Origin of the sequence: Teichococcus aerophilus, from assembly GCF_014490485.1 — a bacterium.
GTDB classification, from domain to species: domain Bacteria; phylum Pseudomonadota; class Alphaproteobacteria; order Acetobacterales; family Acetobacteraceae; genus Pseudoroseomonas; species Pseudoroseomonas aerophila.
The window spans coordinates 79,735-94,868 of sequence record NZ_JACTVA010000014.1; the positions used below are offsets into that span (position 1 = coordinate 79,735).

Here is a 15,134-nt window from a genome sequence, read left to right on the forward strand (position 1 = left end):
TCCCAATATCTCCCGCACTGTCCACTCTCCGTCCGGTGACCGAGATGATCCCCCCTGTCCTCGCCCTCACCATGGGCGACCCCGCCGGCATTGGCGGCGAGCTGACCCTGGCGGCCTGGCTTCGGTGCCGGGCGGGGCAGGGGCCGGCCTTCGTCGCGATGGACGACCCGCACAGGCTGGCCCGTCTGGCGCAGCATCTGGCGCTGGATGTCCCCATCCGCACCGTCGCCAATGCGGCCGAGGCGGCCCGGGTCTTCCCCGATGCCCTGCCGGTGCTGCCTGTACCGCTGCCGGCACCGGCCGTGGCCGGGAAGCCCGATGCGGTGAACGCGCCCGCCATCATCGCCTCCATCGAACAAGCGGTGCGGCTGGCGCAGGCCGGGCAGGTCAGCGGCGTCGTCACCAACCCGATCAGCAAGGCCGTGCTGTACGGCACCGGCTTCGCCTTTCCCGGCCATACCGAGTTCCTCGGCGCCTTGACCGGCCTGAAGGAGCCGCCGGTGATGATGCTGGCCTGCCCGCAGCTGCGCGTGGTGCCGGTGACGATTCATGTCTCCCTGCGCCGCGCACTGGACGAGCTGAGCACGGCGGAGATTATCCGCGCCGCCCGCATCCTCCACCGTGCCCTGAAGCAGGATTTCGGCCTGAAGCAGCCGCGCATCGCCATGGCTGGCCTCAACCCGCATGCCGGCGAGGCTGGGGCGATGGGCGACGAGGAAACCCGCCTGATCCAGCCCGCCATCGACGCCCTTCGGGCGGAAGGCGTGGTGCTGCATGGCCCGATGCCGCCGGATACCATGTTCACCGCCCGCGCGCGCGGCGGCTACGACGCCGCGCTGTGCATGTATCACGACCAGGCACTGATCCCGCTGAAGACGCTGGACATGGATGGCGGCGTCAACGTCACCCTGGGCCTGCCCATCGTGCGCACCTCGCCGGACCACGGCACCGCCTTCGACATCGCCGGCAGCGGCAAGGCCGATCCCGGCAGCCTGCTGGCCGCCCTGCACCTTGCCGCGGAGATGGCCGCGCGCCGTGCCGCCTTTTCCGGAGCCAAGCCATGAGCCTTTCCAGCATCCGCCTGGGCGTGAATGTCGACCATGTCGCCACCCTGCGGAACGCGCGCGGCGGCACGCATCCGGACCCTTTGCGGGCGGCACTGGTGGCGCTGGAAGCCGGTGCCGACAGCATCACCGTGCATCTGCGGGAAGACCGCCGGCATATCCGCGATGCCGATGTGGTGGAGATGCGCCGCACGCTCTCCGCACCCATCAACCTGGAGATGGCGGCGACGGCGGAGATGACGGAATTCGCCCTCAACATCCGCCCCCACGCCGCCTGCCTGGTGCCCGAGCGCCGCGCGGAAGTGACCACCGAGGGGGGCCTCGACGCCGCCGGCCAGGAAGCCCAGCTGCAGCCGGTGGTCGCGGCCCTGCGCGCCGCCGGCACCCGCGTCTCCCTGTTCCTGGACCCGGATCTGCGGCAGGTGGAAGCGGCAGCACGGCTGGGTGCCGGTGCGGTGGAACTGCACACCGGCACCTATTGCGAGGCTGCCCCAGGCCTGGTGCGGGACCGTGAGCGGGCCCGGCTGGTCGAGGCCGCGAAGCGCATCGTGGCGCTCGGCATCGAATGCCATGCCGGGCATGGGCTGGACTACGTCACGGCCGCCGAGATGGCGGCGGTGCCGGAGATCATCGAGCTGAATATCGGCCACTTCCTGATGGGCCAGGCGCTGTTCGATGGCCTGGGCCCCAGCATCCGCCGGATGAAGCAGGTGATGGTCGAGGCCCGGCGGTGACCCCTTCACCCGCCCAGGCGGCAGATTCCATCCAGCGCGACGGCTATGTCTTCCTGCCCGCCGCCACCGCGTCCGACTTTTTCGCGACGCCGACGGACGCACCCGCCTGGCAGGCGCTGGCATCCAGCTGGGACGATTTGCGCCCCGATACCTACATGGCCGATGGCGGCCGCTATCGCCTGCGCCGCCACGCCACCTTCGCGGCACCGGCCGGCGGCACCATCGCACGCGCCCCGCATCAGCCCCACTACCAGATGCTGCGCCACAACCCACTGAATGGTGGCCTGGAACGGTGGTTCGAGCCGGTGGAAACCGCGATCGGCGAAGGCGAAGCGCTGACCCGCCTGCTGGCCGGCGCCAGAAGCGTCTTCGAAGCCACCGCCACTGAGAGTGGCGCCTGGCATATCGAAGCGCACCAGTTCCGCATCGAAGCCCGCCCCGACACCGCCGGTAAGCCGACGCCGGAAGGCATGCACCGCGACGGCGTCGCCTTCGTGCTGGTCACCCTGATCGGGCGGGAGAATGTGGCCGGCGGCGTCACCGCCATTCGCGTCGACGGGCAGGAAGGCGAAGCCAGCTTCACGCTGGAACATCCACTGGATTCCGTGCTGCTTGATGACACCCGCGTCTGGCATGGCGTCACGCCCATCCTGCCGCTGGACCCCGCGAAGCCCGGCCATCGGGACGTTTTGGTGCTGACCTTCGCCCGCACCTGACGGGAAGACGAAGAAAGGCCGGGGAAGGAATTTCCCGGACTTCTTCTTCTATTTTTGCAAGTCTGGCGCTTTGCCTTGGTTCAAAGCGTTGCGGCCGTGACAGTTCTTACGCAGCGCAGCTGAATGCCTGACAGGCCAGGGCATGAAGCACCGCATCGACAGCCAAACCCAAGACTTTCGTAGAAAAAAGATGGGGCCCGGGGAATTCCTTCCCCGGCCTTCCTTCAATGCTTCACGCGCTCAGCGAAATGGCTGCAACAGAGAGAGCGCTTCCCCCGAGGGTGCAACGCCCAGCCCCGCTCCGGTGGGCAGGCTGTAGGCGCCGTCGCGGCAATCCATGTCACCGTCCAGCAGCCTCCGGTTCGGCTCGAACACCGAGTGCTGGTATTCGTGGCATTCCACCGCGGCCAGTGCTGCGCTGGCCTGCAGGCTGGCGGCCATGAAGATGCCGGCGCCGATGGTGGCGTGCGGCATGATGCGCAGGTGATGGGCCGTGGCATACTGGCCCATACGCATGAACTCGGTGATGCCCGTGTGGCCCATCTCCGGCTGCACGATGCCGCAGGCACGCCGCGCCACGCGGGGCAGCAGGTCGAACACCGTGCGCCATTCCTCGCCGGCGGCGACGGTGGTGGAAACGCGGTCCGCCACGCGGGCCAGCCCGTCCACGTCTTCCGGCCGCACCGGCGCCTCGGCGAACCACAGGCCGTGCGGCTCCATCGCATGGATCAGCGCAATGGCCTGCTCGGCGGTGTGGGCCCAGTGCATGTCGCAGGCAATGCCGGCGTCCGGGCCAAGCGCCTCGCGCAGCGCGGCGATTTCCGCCACCACGCCGTCATCCGCCACCGGGGCGGCGAACTTGAAGCGGTGGAAGCCACGCCCCTGCCATTCCACCGCCATCGCCTGCCGTTCCGCCAGGGTGGGCTTCGGCAGGCCGGAGACATAGGCTGGAACGGCGTGGTGCCGCTGGCCGCCCAACAGCTTCACCACCGGCAGGCCGCATAGCCGGCCGGCGAGGTCCCACAGGGCGATATCCACCGCCGCCAGCGCATCCAGGTAGAAGCCGCCAGTATAGCCGCGCACCCGCATCAGGTCGTAGAGATCGTCGTGGATGACGGCGACATCATGCGGGTCCCGCCCCACGACGAAGGGGCCGAGCAGGTCATCGACGATGGCCATGGTGGCGCCAGGCGCGACGATGCCATAGGTCTCGCCCCAGCCCACCGCGCCGGAGGTGGATTCGACCCGCACCAGCACGCTGCGGTCCACGGTCGGGTAGACGGTGCGGTTGCCGCGCCGCACCAGGTAGCCCTTCTCGTTCACCGTCTCGCCGGGCCGCAGCGCGCCGAGATACGGCGTGTCGCGCGGGACGGTCAGGGAGAAGACCTCGACGCGGGCGACGCGCTCGCTCATGGCGTGGCCGTCAGCAGGTCGGCCACCCGCGCCAGCCAGGCGTCGATTTCCTCCAGGTCGTGGCTGTCGAGTTGCGGCAGGCGGGCGCGCACGCCGGCATGTTGCAGCACGCCACGCCGCACCAGCACGTGCTTGGTAAAGCGCATGCGGAAATTGGCCTGGATGACCAGTAGCGGCAGGGTGCGCATGTACAGGTCGCGCGCCTGCTCCACCGCTCCGGCGCGGAAATGGCGGTCCAGCGCCACATGCATGTCGGTCAGTTCCACCGCCGGCATCGCGCCGCAGGCGCCACGCCGGTATTCCTCGACGATGTAGCGCGCGCCGCCACCGCCAATGACGCCGCGCAGATGCGGCGGCGCCCCGGCCAGGATGGCGCTGATCGGCCCGCCGGAGGGCAGCGTCTCCTCCTTCACATAGGCGATGGCCGGGTTGCCGCGGACGATGCCGAGGATGGTCTCGGGGCTGAGGTCGGAGCCGCGCGGGGCGGGGGCGTTCTGCAGTACGATGGTCAGGCCCGGTACCTGCTGGGCGATGGCGGCGTAGAAGCCCGCCACGGCCTCGGCCCCCGCGCCGACGCTCCGGGGCGCCTGGATCATCACGGTGTCGATCCCGACTGCCATGGCGGCGCGGCTATGGGCGACGGCCTCCTCCACCGTGCCGGCGCTGGCACCGGCCACGACGGGCACGCGGCCCGCCACGCGCGCCACCACCAGGCGCAGCAGCTCGGTGCGCTCCTCGGCCGTCAGTTCGTCCACCTCGCTGGCAAAGCCCGGGAAGACCACGCCATCGGCGCCGCAGGCCAGGGCGAAGTCGACAATCCTGTCCATGCCGGCGCGGTCGATGGCGCCATCGGGCAGGAAGGGTGTCGGCAGGACGGGCAGGATGCCTTGCAGCACAGGATGTTCCCCTCAAAGTCCACAATATGGATCGTTAGTCCTTCTTGTGGACTTCATGCGCGCGGCCGTCAACCGGCGAAGCCTGGCTCCTTCAACCCGGCCACACCGGCAGCGATGGCGAAGACGCTGCCGGAAAGCGGCGCCTCCCGCAGCTGGTCGGCCGAAAGCCGCACGCGGGCGCTGGTGACGAACAGGGTGCGCAGGTCCGGCCCGCCGAAGGCGCAGCTGGTCGGGCGCGGCACCGGCAGTTCCACACGCTGCCGCATCGCCCCGGCCGGGTCGTAGCGGCGCACGCACCAGCCATCCCACATCGCCACCCAGACGCAGCCTTCCGCATCCACCGCCAGCCCGTTCGGCGTGCCCTGGCCTTCCGGGAACTGCACGAAGACGCGGCGGTTAGAGAGTGCGCCGCTTTCCGGTTCCACATCGAAGGCATCGATGCGCCGCCGGGCGGAATCCGCTAGGTAGAAGCGGCGCCCATCCGGACTGAAGCCCAAGCCATTGGCCACGTGCAGGCCGGAAACCATGGCCGCCACCGCGCCATCGGCGCCGATGCGGTACAGCGCGCCGGCATCCGGCGTGGCGTCCATCGCCAGGGTGCCGACCCAGAAGCGGCCCTGCCGGTCGCATTTGCCGTCGTTGAAGCGGTTGCCGGGGCGGTGCGCCTCCGGCACTGCCAGGGTCTCGCCCAGCCCGATCGACGGGTCCAGGACCCGCAGGCCGGAGCGGGCGGCGGCGATGAAGCCGCCCTGCCGGCGCGGCGCCAGGGCGCTGACCATTTCCGCCAATGGCAGCACCGTATCGGCGCCGCTGGCAGGGTCGCTGGCATGCAGGGCGGGCTGCAGGATATCCACCCAGTACAGACGCTGTTCCGGCACCGACCACAACGGCCCTTCGCCCAGCAGCGCCGTGGCCTTCACCGCCACGTCCACGCCACGGCTGGTGCCGCCCGGGCGCGGCGCGACATCGAGTGACATGGCGGATTGCCCGGCATTGCCCGAAGTACGCCGCGCGGCCTCGATCACCTCACGCCCCAACGCGTGCAGCCGGGCTTCCGGCAGCCGATAGGCGGGGCCGACGATGCAGATGGCGCCCAGCGGCCGCGCCTGGTGGTCCAGCACCGCCGCCGCCACCGCATGCACGCCTTCGGATTGCTCCTCCAGCGAGACGGCGTAGCCACGCGCTGCGGTCAAATCCAATTCCCGCCGCAGCGCCTCCGAATCCGTCAGGGTGCCGGGGGCGGGGGCGGAAAGGGGTTGCAGCCGGGCCAGGAAGCGGGCGCGGCCAGCCGGGTCCAGCTGCGCCAGCATCGCCTTGCCGCAGGCACTGGCATGCGCCTCCGCCCGGCCGCCAACGCGGTTGGTTAGCCGCACCGCGTGCTGGGCGGCGTCCCGCTGGTCCACATACAGCACGCCGTCGCCGTCCAGGATGCCAAGCCGGGTGGTCTCGGCCGAAAGCTCGCTCAGCCGCACCAGCTCCGGCTCGGCGGCGCCGCGCAGGTCGAACTCGTCCCACACCCGGTGTGCCATCTCGAACAGGCGGGGGCCTAGCCGGTAGGTCTGGTTGCGCGGGTCGAGCCGCAGCAGCCGCGCCTCCATCAACGCCGCCAGGATGCGGTGCACCGTGGGGCGCGAAAGCTTGGCATGCGCCGCCAGATCCACGAAGCGCAGCGGCTCCTTCGCCTCTGCCACGTAGCCCAGCAGGGCAATGCCGCGGGTCAGCGCCTGCGTACCGGGGACAGTGGCGCCCGCATCGTCATCGGTCTCAGTGGGGTCGCGCTTGATGCTGGCCATGGCATTCCCTGATCTGGAAAGAGTTTGACCAATCCGGCCGCTCATTCCAAGATGTGGACAACGATTTCATAATCAGGCCCGCGAGAGGGCTGTAGTGGAGGACATGACATGCGGGCCACGCGACGCGCCATGCTTGCCGGCGGTTTTTCCGGCCTCGCCGCCCTGGCGGCGCCGCGCCGGCCGCGCGCCCAGGCCGCCAGTGCCGCCGGATATCCCGACCGGCCCGTCCGCCTGATCGTGCCATTCACGGCCGGCGGTGCCGGTGACATCGTCGGCCGGCTGCTGGCGGCGTACCTGCAGACCGAGCTGGGCAAGCCCTTCGTGGTGGAGAACCGCCCCGGTGCCGGCAGTGCCCTGGGGGTGGAGCAGATCGCCCGCGCCACGTCGGATGGCTACACGATCGGCATGGCCAATATCGCCAGCCACGCCATCCTGCCGAATTTGCGCCAACTGCCCTACGACCCGGTGAAGGATTTCGCCCCGGTCGGCATGGTGGCGCTGACGCCATGCCTGCTGGTGGTCAACCCCGACCGCCTGCCTATCCGCAGCGTGGCGGAACTGGTGGAGCGCGCCAAGGCGGCGCCCGATGCGCTGGATTTCTCCTCCTCCGGCGCCGGGACCAGCCTGCATCTGGGCATGGAGATGTTCATGCAGGCCGCCGGCATCCGCATGACGCATATCCCGTTCAACGGCAGCGGACCTTCCCTGCAGGCGTTACTGGCCGGGCAGGTGGCGCTGTCGATGGAAGTGGCGGCGGTGGCCTGGCCGCAGATCCAGGACGGCAAGCTGCGCGCCCTGGCCGTGACCACGCCGCAGCGCGCCGCCTTCGCGCCGGACCTGCCGACGCTGGAGGAATCTTTCCCCGGCACCGCCATCGCCCCCTGGCACGGGCTGGTGGCGCCATCCGGCACGCCGAAGCCCATCATCGACAAGCTGGCCGCCGCCACCGCAAACTTCCTGAAGCAGCCGGAGACCCTGGCGCGCTTCCAGCAGCAGACGCTGGAGCCGAAGGGCGCCGGCCCGGCCGAGTTCGCCGCCTTCATCCAGGACGAGTCGAAGACCTTCGCTGAGGTGATCCGCCGCGGCAATGTCACCGTCAATTGAGGCGCCGATGATGCCGATGCACCGCCGCGCACTGCTGGCTTTGGCCGCCACCCTGCCGGCGGGCGCCGCGCGAGCCGCCTGGCCGGAGCGCCCGGTAACCCTGATGGTCGGCTACGGCGCCGGCGGCGCCACCGACGTCATTGCCCGCGCCCTGGCGGAGCGTGCGGGCAGCCTGCTGGGCCAGCCCATGGTGGTGCTGAACGTGCCCGGCGCCGGCGGTACCCTGGCCTCGGACCGGACCGCCAAGGCGGCGCCGGATGGGCAGACCATCCTGCTGATCGCCAATGCGCATGTCGTCGCCCCCGGCCTCTATGCCAGCCTGCCTTACGACACGGTGGGGGATTTCGCGCCCGTGGCCTTCATCGGCCAATCGGCCAACGTGCTGGTGGTGCCGGCCTCGGCCGCCGAGAACGATTTGGCCGGGCTGGCGGCGCGGGCGAAGGCCAGCAGCCAGCCGCTGCGCACCGGCTCCGCCGCACTGGCCGGCTTCCAGCCCGCGCACGAGTTGTTGCGCGAAGCCCTGGGCATCGAGCTGGAAGCCGTGCCCTACCGCAGCGGCCCGCAGGGGCAGACCGACCTGATCGCCGGCCGGCTGGACCTGATGGTCTCCAACGTTCTGGAGGTGTCGGAGCATGTGAAGGCTGGCCGCCTGAAGGCACTGGCCGTCACCAGCGCCATCCGCAGCCCGTTGCTGCCGGAGGTGCCAACCTTCGTGGAACTGGGCATCCCGGCCTTGCAGGCGGATTCCTGGTTCGGCCTGCTGGCCCCCCGGGCGACCCCGCCGGATATTCTGGACCGCCTGCATGACGCGCTGGCCACCGCCATGGCGGAACCGGCGATGCAGGCCAGGCTGACCGCGCTGGGCATCCTGCCGCAGCCAATGTCCCGGCAGGAATGGGGCGCGTTCCTGGCCGCACAGACCGAGAAATGGTCGGCCATACCGCGCCGGGCGTCCGTGCAGATCCAGTAGCAAACGTCGTGGCCTGCAGCACGTCCGCTGTGGATCGATGCTCCAGGCCTCAGGCTCCCGTTGCGACGTCGACGCCCTATGCCGGGCTGGGCGGCGCCACGGTCGGCTTCGGTCGGCGGCGGCGCAGCCGGTCCAGCGCCAGGTAGACCACCGGCGTGGTATACAGCGTCAGCAACTGCGACAGCAGCAGGCCGCCGATGATGGTGATGCCGAGCGGCCGGTGCAGCTCCGACCCCGCGCCGGTGGCCACCGCCAGCGGCACCGCGCCCAGCAGCGCGGCCAGGGTGGTCATCAGGATAGGGCGGAACCGGTCCCGGCAAGCGGCCAGGATGGAGGCTTCGCTGTCCAGCCCGTGGTGGCGTTCCTGCTCCAGCGCGAAGTCGATCATCATGATCGCGTTCTTCTTCACGATGCCCATTAGCAGGATTACGCCGATCAGCGCGATCACCGTCAGCGACGTGCCCGTCAACAGCAATGCCAGCAACGCGCCGATACCGGCGGTGGGCAGGGTGGAGAGAATGGTCAGCGGGTGGATGAAGCTCTCATAGAGCACGCCGAGCACGATGTAGATCACCACCAGCGAGGCGACGATCAGGATTGGCTGGTCGCGCGAGAACGCCTGGAACGCCGCGGCATTGCCGCCGTATTGGCCGCGGATGGTATCCGGCAGGCCGGCTTCCAGCTCCGCCTGCTGCAACAGTGGCGGCACCGCGCCGATATCAATGTCAGGCGAGAGGTTGAAGCTGATGGTCGTCGCCGGATACTGGCCGCGATGCGTCACCCGCAACGGCGCCACGTCACGCTCCACCCGCGCCAGGGCTTTCAGCGGAACCGGCGTGCCGCTGGAGGACGGGACGAAGATGCGGTCGAACTGCGTCGCGTCCTGCTGCAGCGCCGGGTCGATCTCCAGCACCACCTTGTACTGGTTGCGGGCGCCATAGATCGTCGACACCTGTCGCTGGGAGAAGGAGTCGTTGAAGACGTTGCTGATGTCACCGATGCTGACGCCCAGCCGCGCCGCCGCGTCGCGGTCGATCACCAGCCGGTTGATCAGCCCGGTGCGCTCCTGGTCCGAGGAGACGTCGTTGATGCCGGACACGGTGCGCAGCTTGTCGACCATCGTCTCCGTCCACCGGCGCAACTCGTCCAGGTCGGGGCCCAGCAGGCTGTAGCTGTAGGCGGCATTGCCGGGGCGGCCGCCGATATTCAGCTCCTGGTCCGCGCGCAGGAAGACGGAGGCGCCGGGGATGGTGGAGAGCGGCTGGCGCAGCCGGGCGATGACGTCGTTGATCGGCGGCCGTTCGCCCAACGGCTTCAGCGAGATGAAGAACTGGCCGGAATTGGTGGAGCTGTTGAAGCCGCTGCCGATCGATCCGCTGATATTTGCCACCGCCGGGTCGGCGCGGATGATATCCGCCGCCCGGGTGTGCAGCACCTGCATGGCGGCGAAGGAGGTGTCGGTGGAAGCCTGCACCGTGCCGCGCAACAGCCCGGTATCCTGCTCCGGGAAGAAGCCCTTCGGCACGATGATGTAAAGCCACACCGTCAACCCGACGAGGCCAAGCGTCAGCAGCAGCATGGAGCGGCGGAAGCGCAGCGTGACCGCCAGGCTGCGCATGTAGCCATTGACCATCGCGTCCAGCCCGCGCTCGAACACCCGGCCGAAGCGGCCGGGCGGGCGGTGCTCCGCCGTGCCGGCGAGGCGGGCGGCGACCATCGGCGTGATGGTGAGCGAGATCAGTGCCGAGAGCACCACGGCCGTCGCCAGCGTGACGGAGAACTCGCGGAACAGGCGGCCGACGATCCCGCCCATTGCCAGCAGCGGCAGGAACACCGCGATCAGCGAGACGGTGATGGAGACGATGGTGAAGCCGATCTCCCGCGCGCCCTGCAGCGCCGCCTGCATCGGTGGCACGCCACGCTCCCGCAACCGCGCCATGTTCTCGATCATGACGATGGCGTCGTCCACCACGAAGCCGACGGAGATGGTCAGCGCCATCAGGGAGAAGTTGTTGAGCGAGTAGCCCAGCAGCCACATCACCACCAGCGTGCCCAGCAGCGACAGCGGTACCGAGATACAGGCGGCGAGCACGGAGGATTTCCGTCGCAAGAACATCGCCACCACCAGGATGACCAGGGCAATGGTGATCAGCAGCGTGCGCTCCACCTCATGCACGCTGGCGCGGATGGTGGAGGAGCGATCGTTCTGGATTTCCAGCCTGGTGCCGGCGGGCAGGTAGCTTTCCAGTTCCGGCAACATCGCCCGGACGCCGTCCACCACCTCGATCACATTGGCATCCGGCTGCTTGTAGATCTGCAGCAGGACGGAGGGCGTGTCGTTGTACCATGCCGCCTGCCGGCGGTTGCGGCTGCCATCCGTGACGCGGGCGATGCCGGAAAGCCGCACCGTACCGCTCTCGGTCGACTTGATGACCAGGGTGGAAAACTGCTCCGCCCGGCTCAGCCGGTCATTGAGGGAAAGGGCGGCGGATTGCCCCGGCCCTTCGATCATGCCGAGCGCCGAGGTGACGTTGGAGGAATTGATCGCGGTCCGCACATCCTCCATCGAGACACCGGCGGCGGCGGCGGCCGCCGGGTTCACCGCCACGCGCACCGCTGGCTGGTCCGCGCCGCCCACCTGCACCTGCGCCACGCCGGTCACGCGGGACAGACGGGGCCCGACGGTGCTGTCCGCGAGGTCGTACAGGCCGGTGGAGGACGTGCGGTCGGAGGTGATGGCCAGGATCAGCACCGGGGCATCGGCCGGGTTGAACTTCCGCACGCTGGGCGGGCTGGGCATGCCGGACGGCAGGTCCTGCCGCGCCGCGTTCACCGCCGCCTGCACATCCCGCGCCACGCTCGCCTGGGTGCGGGCGATGTCGAACTGCACGATGATGTTGCCGCTGCCGGTGGAGGCGTTGGAGGTCATCTCGGTAATGCCGGCGATCTCGCCGATGCGCCGCTCCAGCGGGGCAATGACGGTCGCCGCCAGCGTCTCCGGATTGGCTCCGGGCTGGCTGACCGAGACCAGCACCGTCGGCAGATCCACCCGCGGCAGCGCGGAGACCGGCAACTCGGAGAATGCGGCGATCCCCGCCAGGGCCAGCCCCACCGCCATCAGCAGGGTCGCCACCGGCCGCCGGATGAAGGGGGAGGAGATGGAGAACATGGCCGCCTACTCCGCCGCCGCCGGCTTATCGGTGCCGCGCCAGCGGTCCACGCGGGCACGCGCACCTTCCAGCGCCAGGTAGATGGCGGGGGTGGTGAAGAGGGTGATCACCTGGCTCAGCAGCAGGCCGCCGACGATGGAGACGCCGAGCGGCTGCCGCAACTCCGACCCCGTGCCGGTGCCCAGCATGAGCGGCAGGGCGCCCAGCAGCGCGGCGGCGGTGGTCATCATGATCGGGCGGAAGCGCAGCAGCGCGGCCTCCCGGATGGCCTCACGCGGCGCCATGCCGTGGTCCCGCTGCGCTTCCAGGGCGAAGTCGATCATCATGATCGCGTTTTTCTTCACGATACCCATCAGCAGGATGATGCCGATCATCCCCACCACTGACAGGTCCATCCCCGCGATCTCCAGCGCCAGCAGCGCGCCGATGCCGGCCGAGGGCAGGGTGGAGAGAATGGTGATGGGGTGGATGAAGCTCTCATAGAGCATGCCCAGCACCAGGTAGATCACCACCACCGCCGCCAGGATCAGCCAGGGCTGCCCGGCCAGGGCGATGTCGAACTCCGCCGCATCGCCGGCGAAGCGGCCGGTGACGGTGCCGGGCATGCCCAGCTCCCGCTCCGCCTGCCGCACGGCCTCCACGGCATCGCTGAGGGCGTGGCCGGGGGTCAGGTTGAAGCTGAGCGTGACGGCGGGGAACTGATTCTCCCGTGTCACCAGCAGCGGTCCGTTGGTGCGGGTGATGCTGGCGATCTCGGCCAGCGGCACCTGCGCGTCGCTGCCGGTGATGCGCAGCTGGCCGATGGCGGAGGCGTCGGTGCGGATGCGGTCGCTGGCCTCCAGCACCACACGGTACTGGTTGCTCTGACCGTAGATGGTGGAGATCTGCCGCTGGCCGTAAGCGTCGTACAGCGCGTTCACCACCGCCTGCATGCTGATGCCGAGGCGGGCTGCGCGGTCACGATCGACGCGCACGGCCATGCGCAGCCCTTCATCCCGCTGGTCCGACGCCACGTCGCGCAGGGCAGGCAGGGCACGCAGCCGCTCCAGCAATTGCGGTGCCCATTCCGCCAGCTCGGCGGCATCGGAATCGGTCAGCACATACTGGTACTGCGTGGTCGCCGCGCGGGCGCCGATCTGGATATCCTGCACCGCCTGGGGGTAGGCGACGATGCCGGGCACCTGGGCCATCCGCGTCTTCAACCGTTCGATGATGGTGAAGGCATCGGCGTCGCGCTCGGTGCGCGGGCGCAGCACGGCGGTGACGCGGCCGGTATTCGGCGCCGGGTTCAGCGTGCCGGACCCGGCGACGGAGGCGACCGAGGCAACGGCGGGGTCCGCGCGCACCACATCCGCCAGCGCCTGCTGCATCTCCGCCAGCCGGGCGAAGGAGACATCCTGCGGCGCTTCGGTGGTGATCAGGATCAGGCCGGTATCCTGCTGCGGCAGAAAGCCCTTGGGCATCACGACATAAAGCCAGCCGGTGAGCACGACACTGGCAGTGGCCACCAGCAACGTGGCCGTCTGGTGCCGCATGGTGAAGGCCAGGGCGCGGCCGTAGCCGTCGCGCATCTTGTCGAACCCACGCCCGGTCCAGCGCGCGGCCCAGCCGGGGCGGTCGTGCTTCGGGTCCCGCAACACCAGGGCGCACAGCATCGGCGTCAGGGTCAGGGAAATGACCATGGAGACCAGCACCGCCGCCGTCAGCGTCTCCGCGAACTCGCGGAACAGCCGGCCGACCACGCCTTCCATGAACAGCAGCGGGATGAACACCGCGATCAGGCTGAGCGTCAGCGAGACGATGGTGAAGGCAATCTGCCGGGAGCCTTCATAGGCGGCTTCCAGTGGCTTCTTGCCCTCCTCGATCAGGCGGACGATGTTCTCGATCATGACGATGGCGTCGTCGACGACGAAGCCCGCCGCCACCGTCAGCGCCATCAGGGAGAGGTTGTCCAGCGAGTAGCCCATGGCCGACATCACCGCGAAAGTGGCGATGATGGAGAGCGGCAGCGACACCGCCGGCACGAAGGTGGCGCGCAGGCTACCCAGGAACAGGTAGATCACCCCCACCACCAGCGCGATGCTGAGCACGAGGGTGAACTGCACCTCGTGCACGCTGGCCTGGATGGTTTCCGTGCGGTCCGACACCATGGCCAGCTGCGCGCCGGCGGGGATGGCGGTGCGCAGTTCCGGCATCAGCGCCTGGATCTGTGCCACGGTGTTGACGATGTTGGCGCCGGGCTGGCGCTGCACGTCGATCAGGATGGCGGTGCGGCCGTTGTGCCAAGCGCCGTTGCGCGCGTTCTCCAGCGCCTCTACCGACTCGCCGACATCGCGTAGCCGCACCGGCGCGCCGTTCTGGTAGCTGATGATGACGTTGGCGAACTCGGCCGGCGTGGTGATCTGGTCGTTGGCCAGGATGGTGGAGGATTGCCGCGGCCCATCCAGCGAACCCTTGGGCGAATTCAGGTTGGCGTTGGTGACGGCGGTGCGCACCGCCTCCATCCCCAGCCCATAGGCGGCGAGGCGCGCGGGGTCGATCCGCAGCCGCACGGCCGGGCGCATGTTGCCCTGCACGGTGACGCGGCCGACGCCGCTGACCTGCGCCAGCTTCTGCGCCAGCAACGTATCCGCCGTGTCGGACAGCCGGGCGATGGGCAGGGTGTCGGAGGTCAGCGCCAGGGTGACGATCGGCGGGTCCGCCGGGTTCACCTTCGAATAGACCGGCGGGTAGGGCAGGGTGGAGGGCAGCGTGCCGCGCGCGGCATCCAGCGCCGCCTGCACGTCCTGCGTCGCCTCGTCCATGCTCTTGGTCAGCACGAATTGCAGCGTGATGCGGCTGATGCCCGGCCCACTGACTGAGGACATGGTCGAGAGGCCGGAGATCTGCGCCAGCTGCCGTTCCAGCGGCGCCGTGATCAGCAGCGCCGAGGTTTCGGAGGACGCACCCGGCAACTGCGTGCTGATCTCGATCGTGGGGAAATCAACATTCGGCAGCGCCGAGACCGGCAGCCGCAGATACCCGAAGATGCCCGCCAGCAGCACCGCGATAGCCAGCAGGGTCGTGGCTACTGGGCGGGAGATGAAGGGGGCGGCGATATTCATGGCGTCGCGCCACCAGATGCAGCACCGCCGGGGCCGGCGCTACCCGGCGCGGTTCCACCGGACGGGGGCGCACCGGGCACCGTGCCGCCTGGCGCCGTGCTGGGCGGGGTGGCTGGCGGGGCCGCCTGGCTGTCACGCGGGCGGCGGCGCTGGCCGCTGGGCTCGCCGGC

The 15,134-nt window shown here is 69.6% G+C and carries 10 protein-coding genes; 5 read left to right on the forward strand and 5 right to left on the reverse strand.

Going from position 1 to position 15,134, the window contains the following annotated elements; translation table 11 throughout:
* Window positions 1-44: 44 nt before the first annotated feature.
* The 3 genes from pdxA to IBL26_RS10270 are packed head-to-tail and all read left to right on the forward strand — an operon-like array spanning window position 45 to window position 2,514.
* A complete protein-coding gene (pdxA, locus tag IBL26_RS10260) occupies window positions 45-1,064 on the forward strand; it encodes a 4-hydroxythreonine-4-phosphate dehydrogenase PdxA (protein ID WP_187784380.1) in 1,020 nt (339 codons plus the stop codon).
* Window positions 1,061-1,798: a pyridoxine 5'-phosphate synthase gene (locus IBL26_RS10265; protein WP_187784381.1), complete on the forward strand. Its 738-nt coding sequence runs from the start codon at window positions 1,061-1,063 to the stop codon at window positions 1,796-1,798. The genes pdxA and IBL26_RS10265 overlap by 4 nt, the downstream gene beginning before the upstream one ends.
* Entirely contained in the window at window positions 1,795-2,514 is a 720-nt protein-coding gene (locus tag IBL26_RS10270; RefSeq protein ID WP_187784382.1) for a 2OG-Fe dioxygenase family protein, read from the forward strand. Before IBL26_RS10265 ends, IBL26_RS10270 begins: the two co-directional genes overlap by 4 nt.
* A gap of 240 nt (window positions 2,515-2,754) precedes the next feature.
* Here IBL26_RS10270 and IBL26_RS10275 read toward each other — a convergent pair whose 3' ends face one another.
* From IBL26_RS10275 to IBL26_RS10285, 3 genes are all read right to left on the reverse strand, one after another.
* Window positions 2,755-3,927: a mandelate racemase/muconate lactonizing enzyme family protein gene (locus IBL26_RS10275; RefSeq protein WP_187784383.1), complete on the reverse strand. Its 1,173-nt coding sequence runs from the start codon at window positions 3,925-3,927 to the stop codon at window positions 2,755-2,757.
* Complete coding sequence (locus IBL26_RS10280) at window positions 3,924-4,823, reverse strand: dihydrodipicolinate synthase family protein (protein ID WP_187784384.1); 900 nt, start codon at window positions 4,821-4,823, stop codon at window positions 3,924-3,926. Before IBL26_RS10280 ends, IBL26_RS10275 begins: the two co-directional genes overlap by 4 nt.
* A gap of 68 nt (window positions 4,824-4,891) precedes the next feature.
* A complete protein-coding gene (locus IBL26_RS10285) occupies window positions 4,892-6,616 on the reverse strand; it encodes an SMP-30/gluconolactonase/LRE family protein (protein ID WP_187784385.1) in 1,725 nt (574 codons plus the stop codon).
* A 108-nt stretch (window positions 6,617-6,724) separates the two neighbouring features.
* Here IBL26_RS10285 and IBL26_RS10290 point away from each other — a divergent pair, with 108 nt between their 5' ends.
* Window positions 6,725-7,720 (forward strand): Bug family tripartite tricarboxylate transporter substrate binding protein, encoded by a 996-nt coding sequence (locus IBL26_RS10290; RefSeq protein WP_241749234.1) that lies wholly within the window; start codon window positions 6,725-6,727, stop codon window positions 7,718-7,720.
* A gap of 7 nt (window positions 7,721-7,727) precedes the next feature.
* Window positions 7,728-8,690, forward strand: coding sequence for a Bug family tripartite tricarboxylate transporter substrate binding protein (locus IBL26_RS10295; RefSeq protein WP_187784386.1), 963 nt, complete (start codon window positions 7,728-7,730; stop codon window positions 8,688-8,690).
* Window positions 8,691-8,766: 76 nt separating this feature from the next.
* On the opposite strand, the gene IBL26_RS10300 is transcribed toward IBL26_RS10295, so the two are convergent.
* Entirely contained in the window at window positions 8,767-11,859 is a 3,093-nt protein-coding gene (locus IBL26_RS10300; RefSeq protein ID WP_187784387.1) for an efflux RND transporter permease subunit, read from the reverse strand.
* A 6-nt stretch (window positions 11,860-11,865) separates the two neighbouring features.
* Window positions 11,866-14,964 (reverse strand): efflux RND transporter permease subunit, encoded by a 3,099-nt coding sequence (locus tag IBL26_RS10305; protein WP_187784388.1) that lies wholly within the window; start codon window positions 14,962-14,964, stop codon window positions 11,866-11,868.
* Window positions 14,965-15,134: the final 170 nt, after the last annotated feature.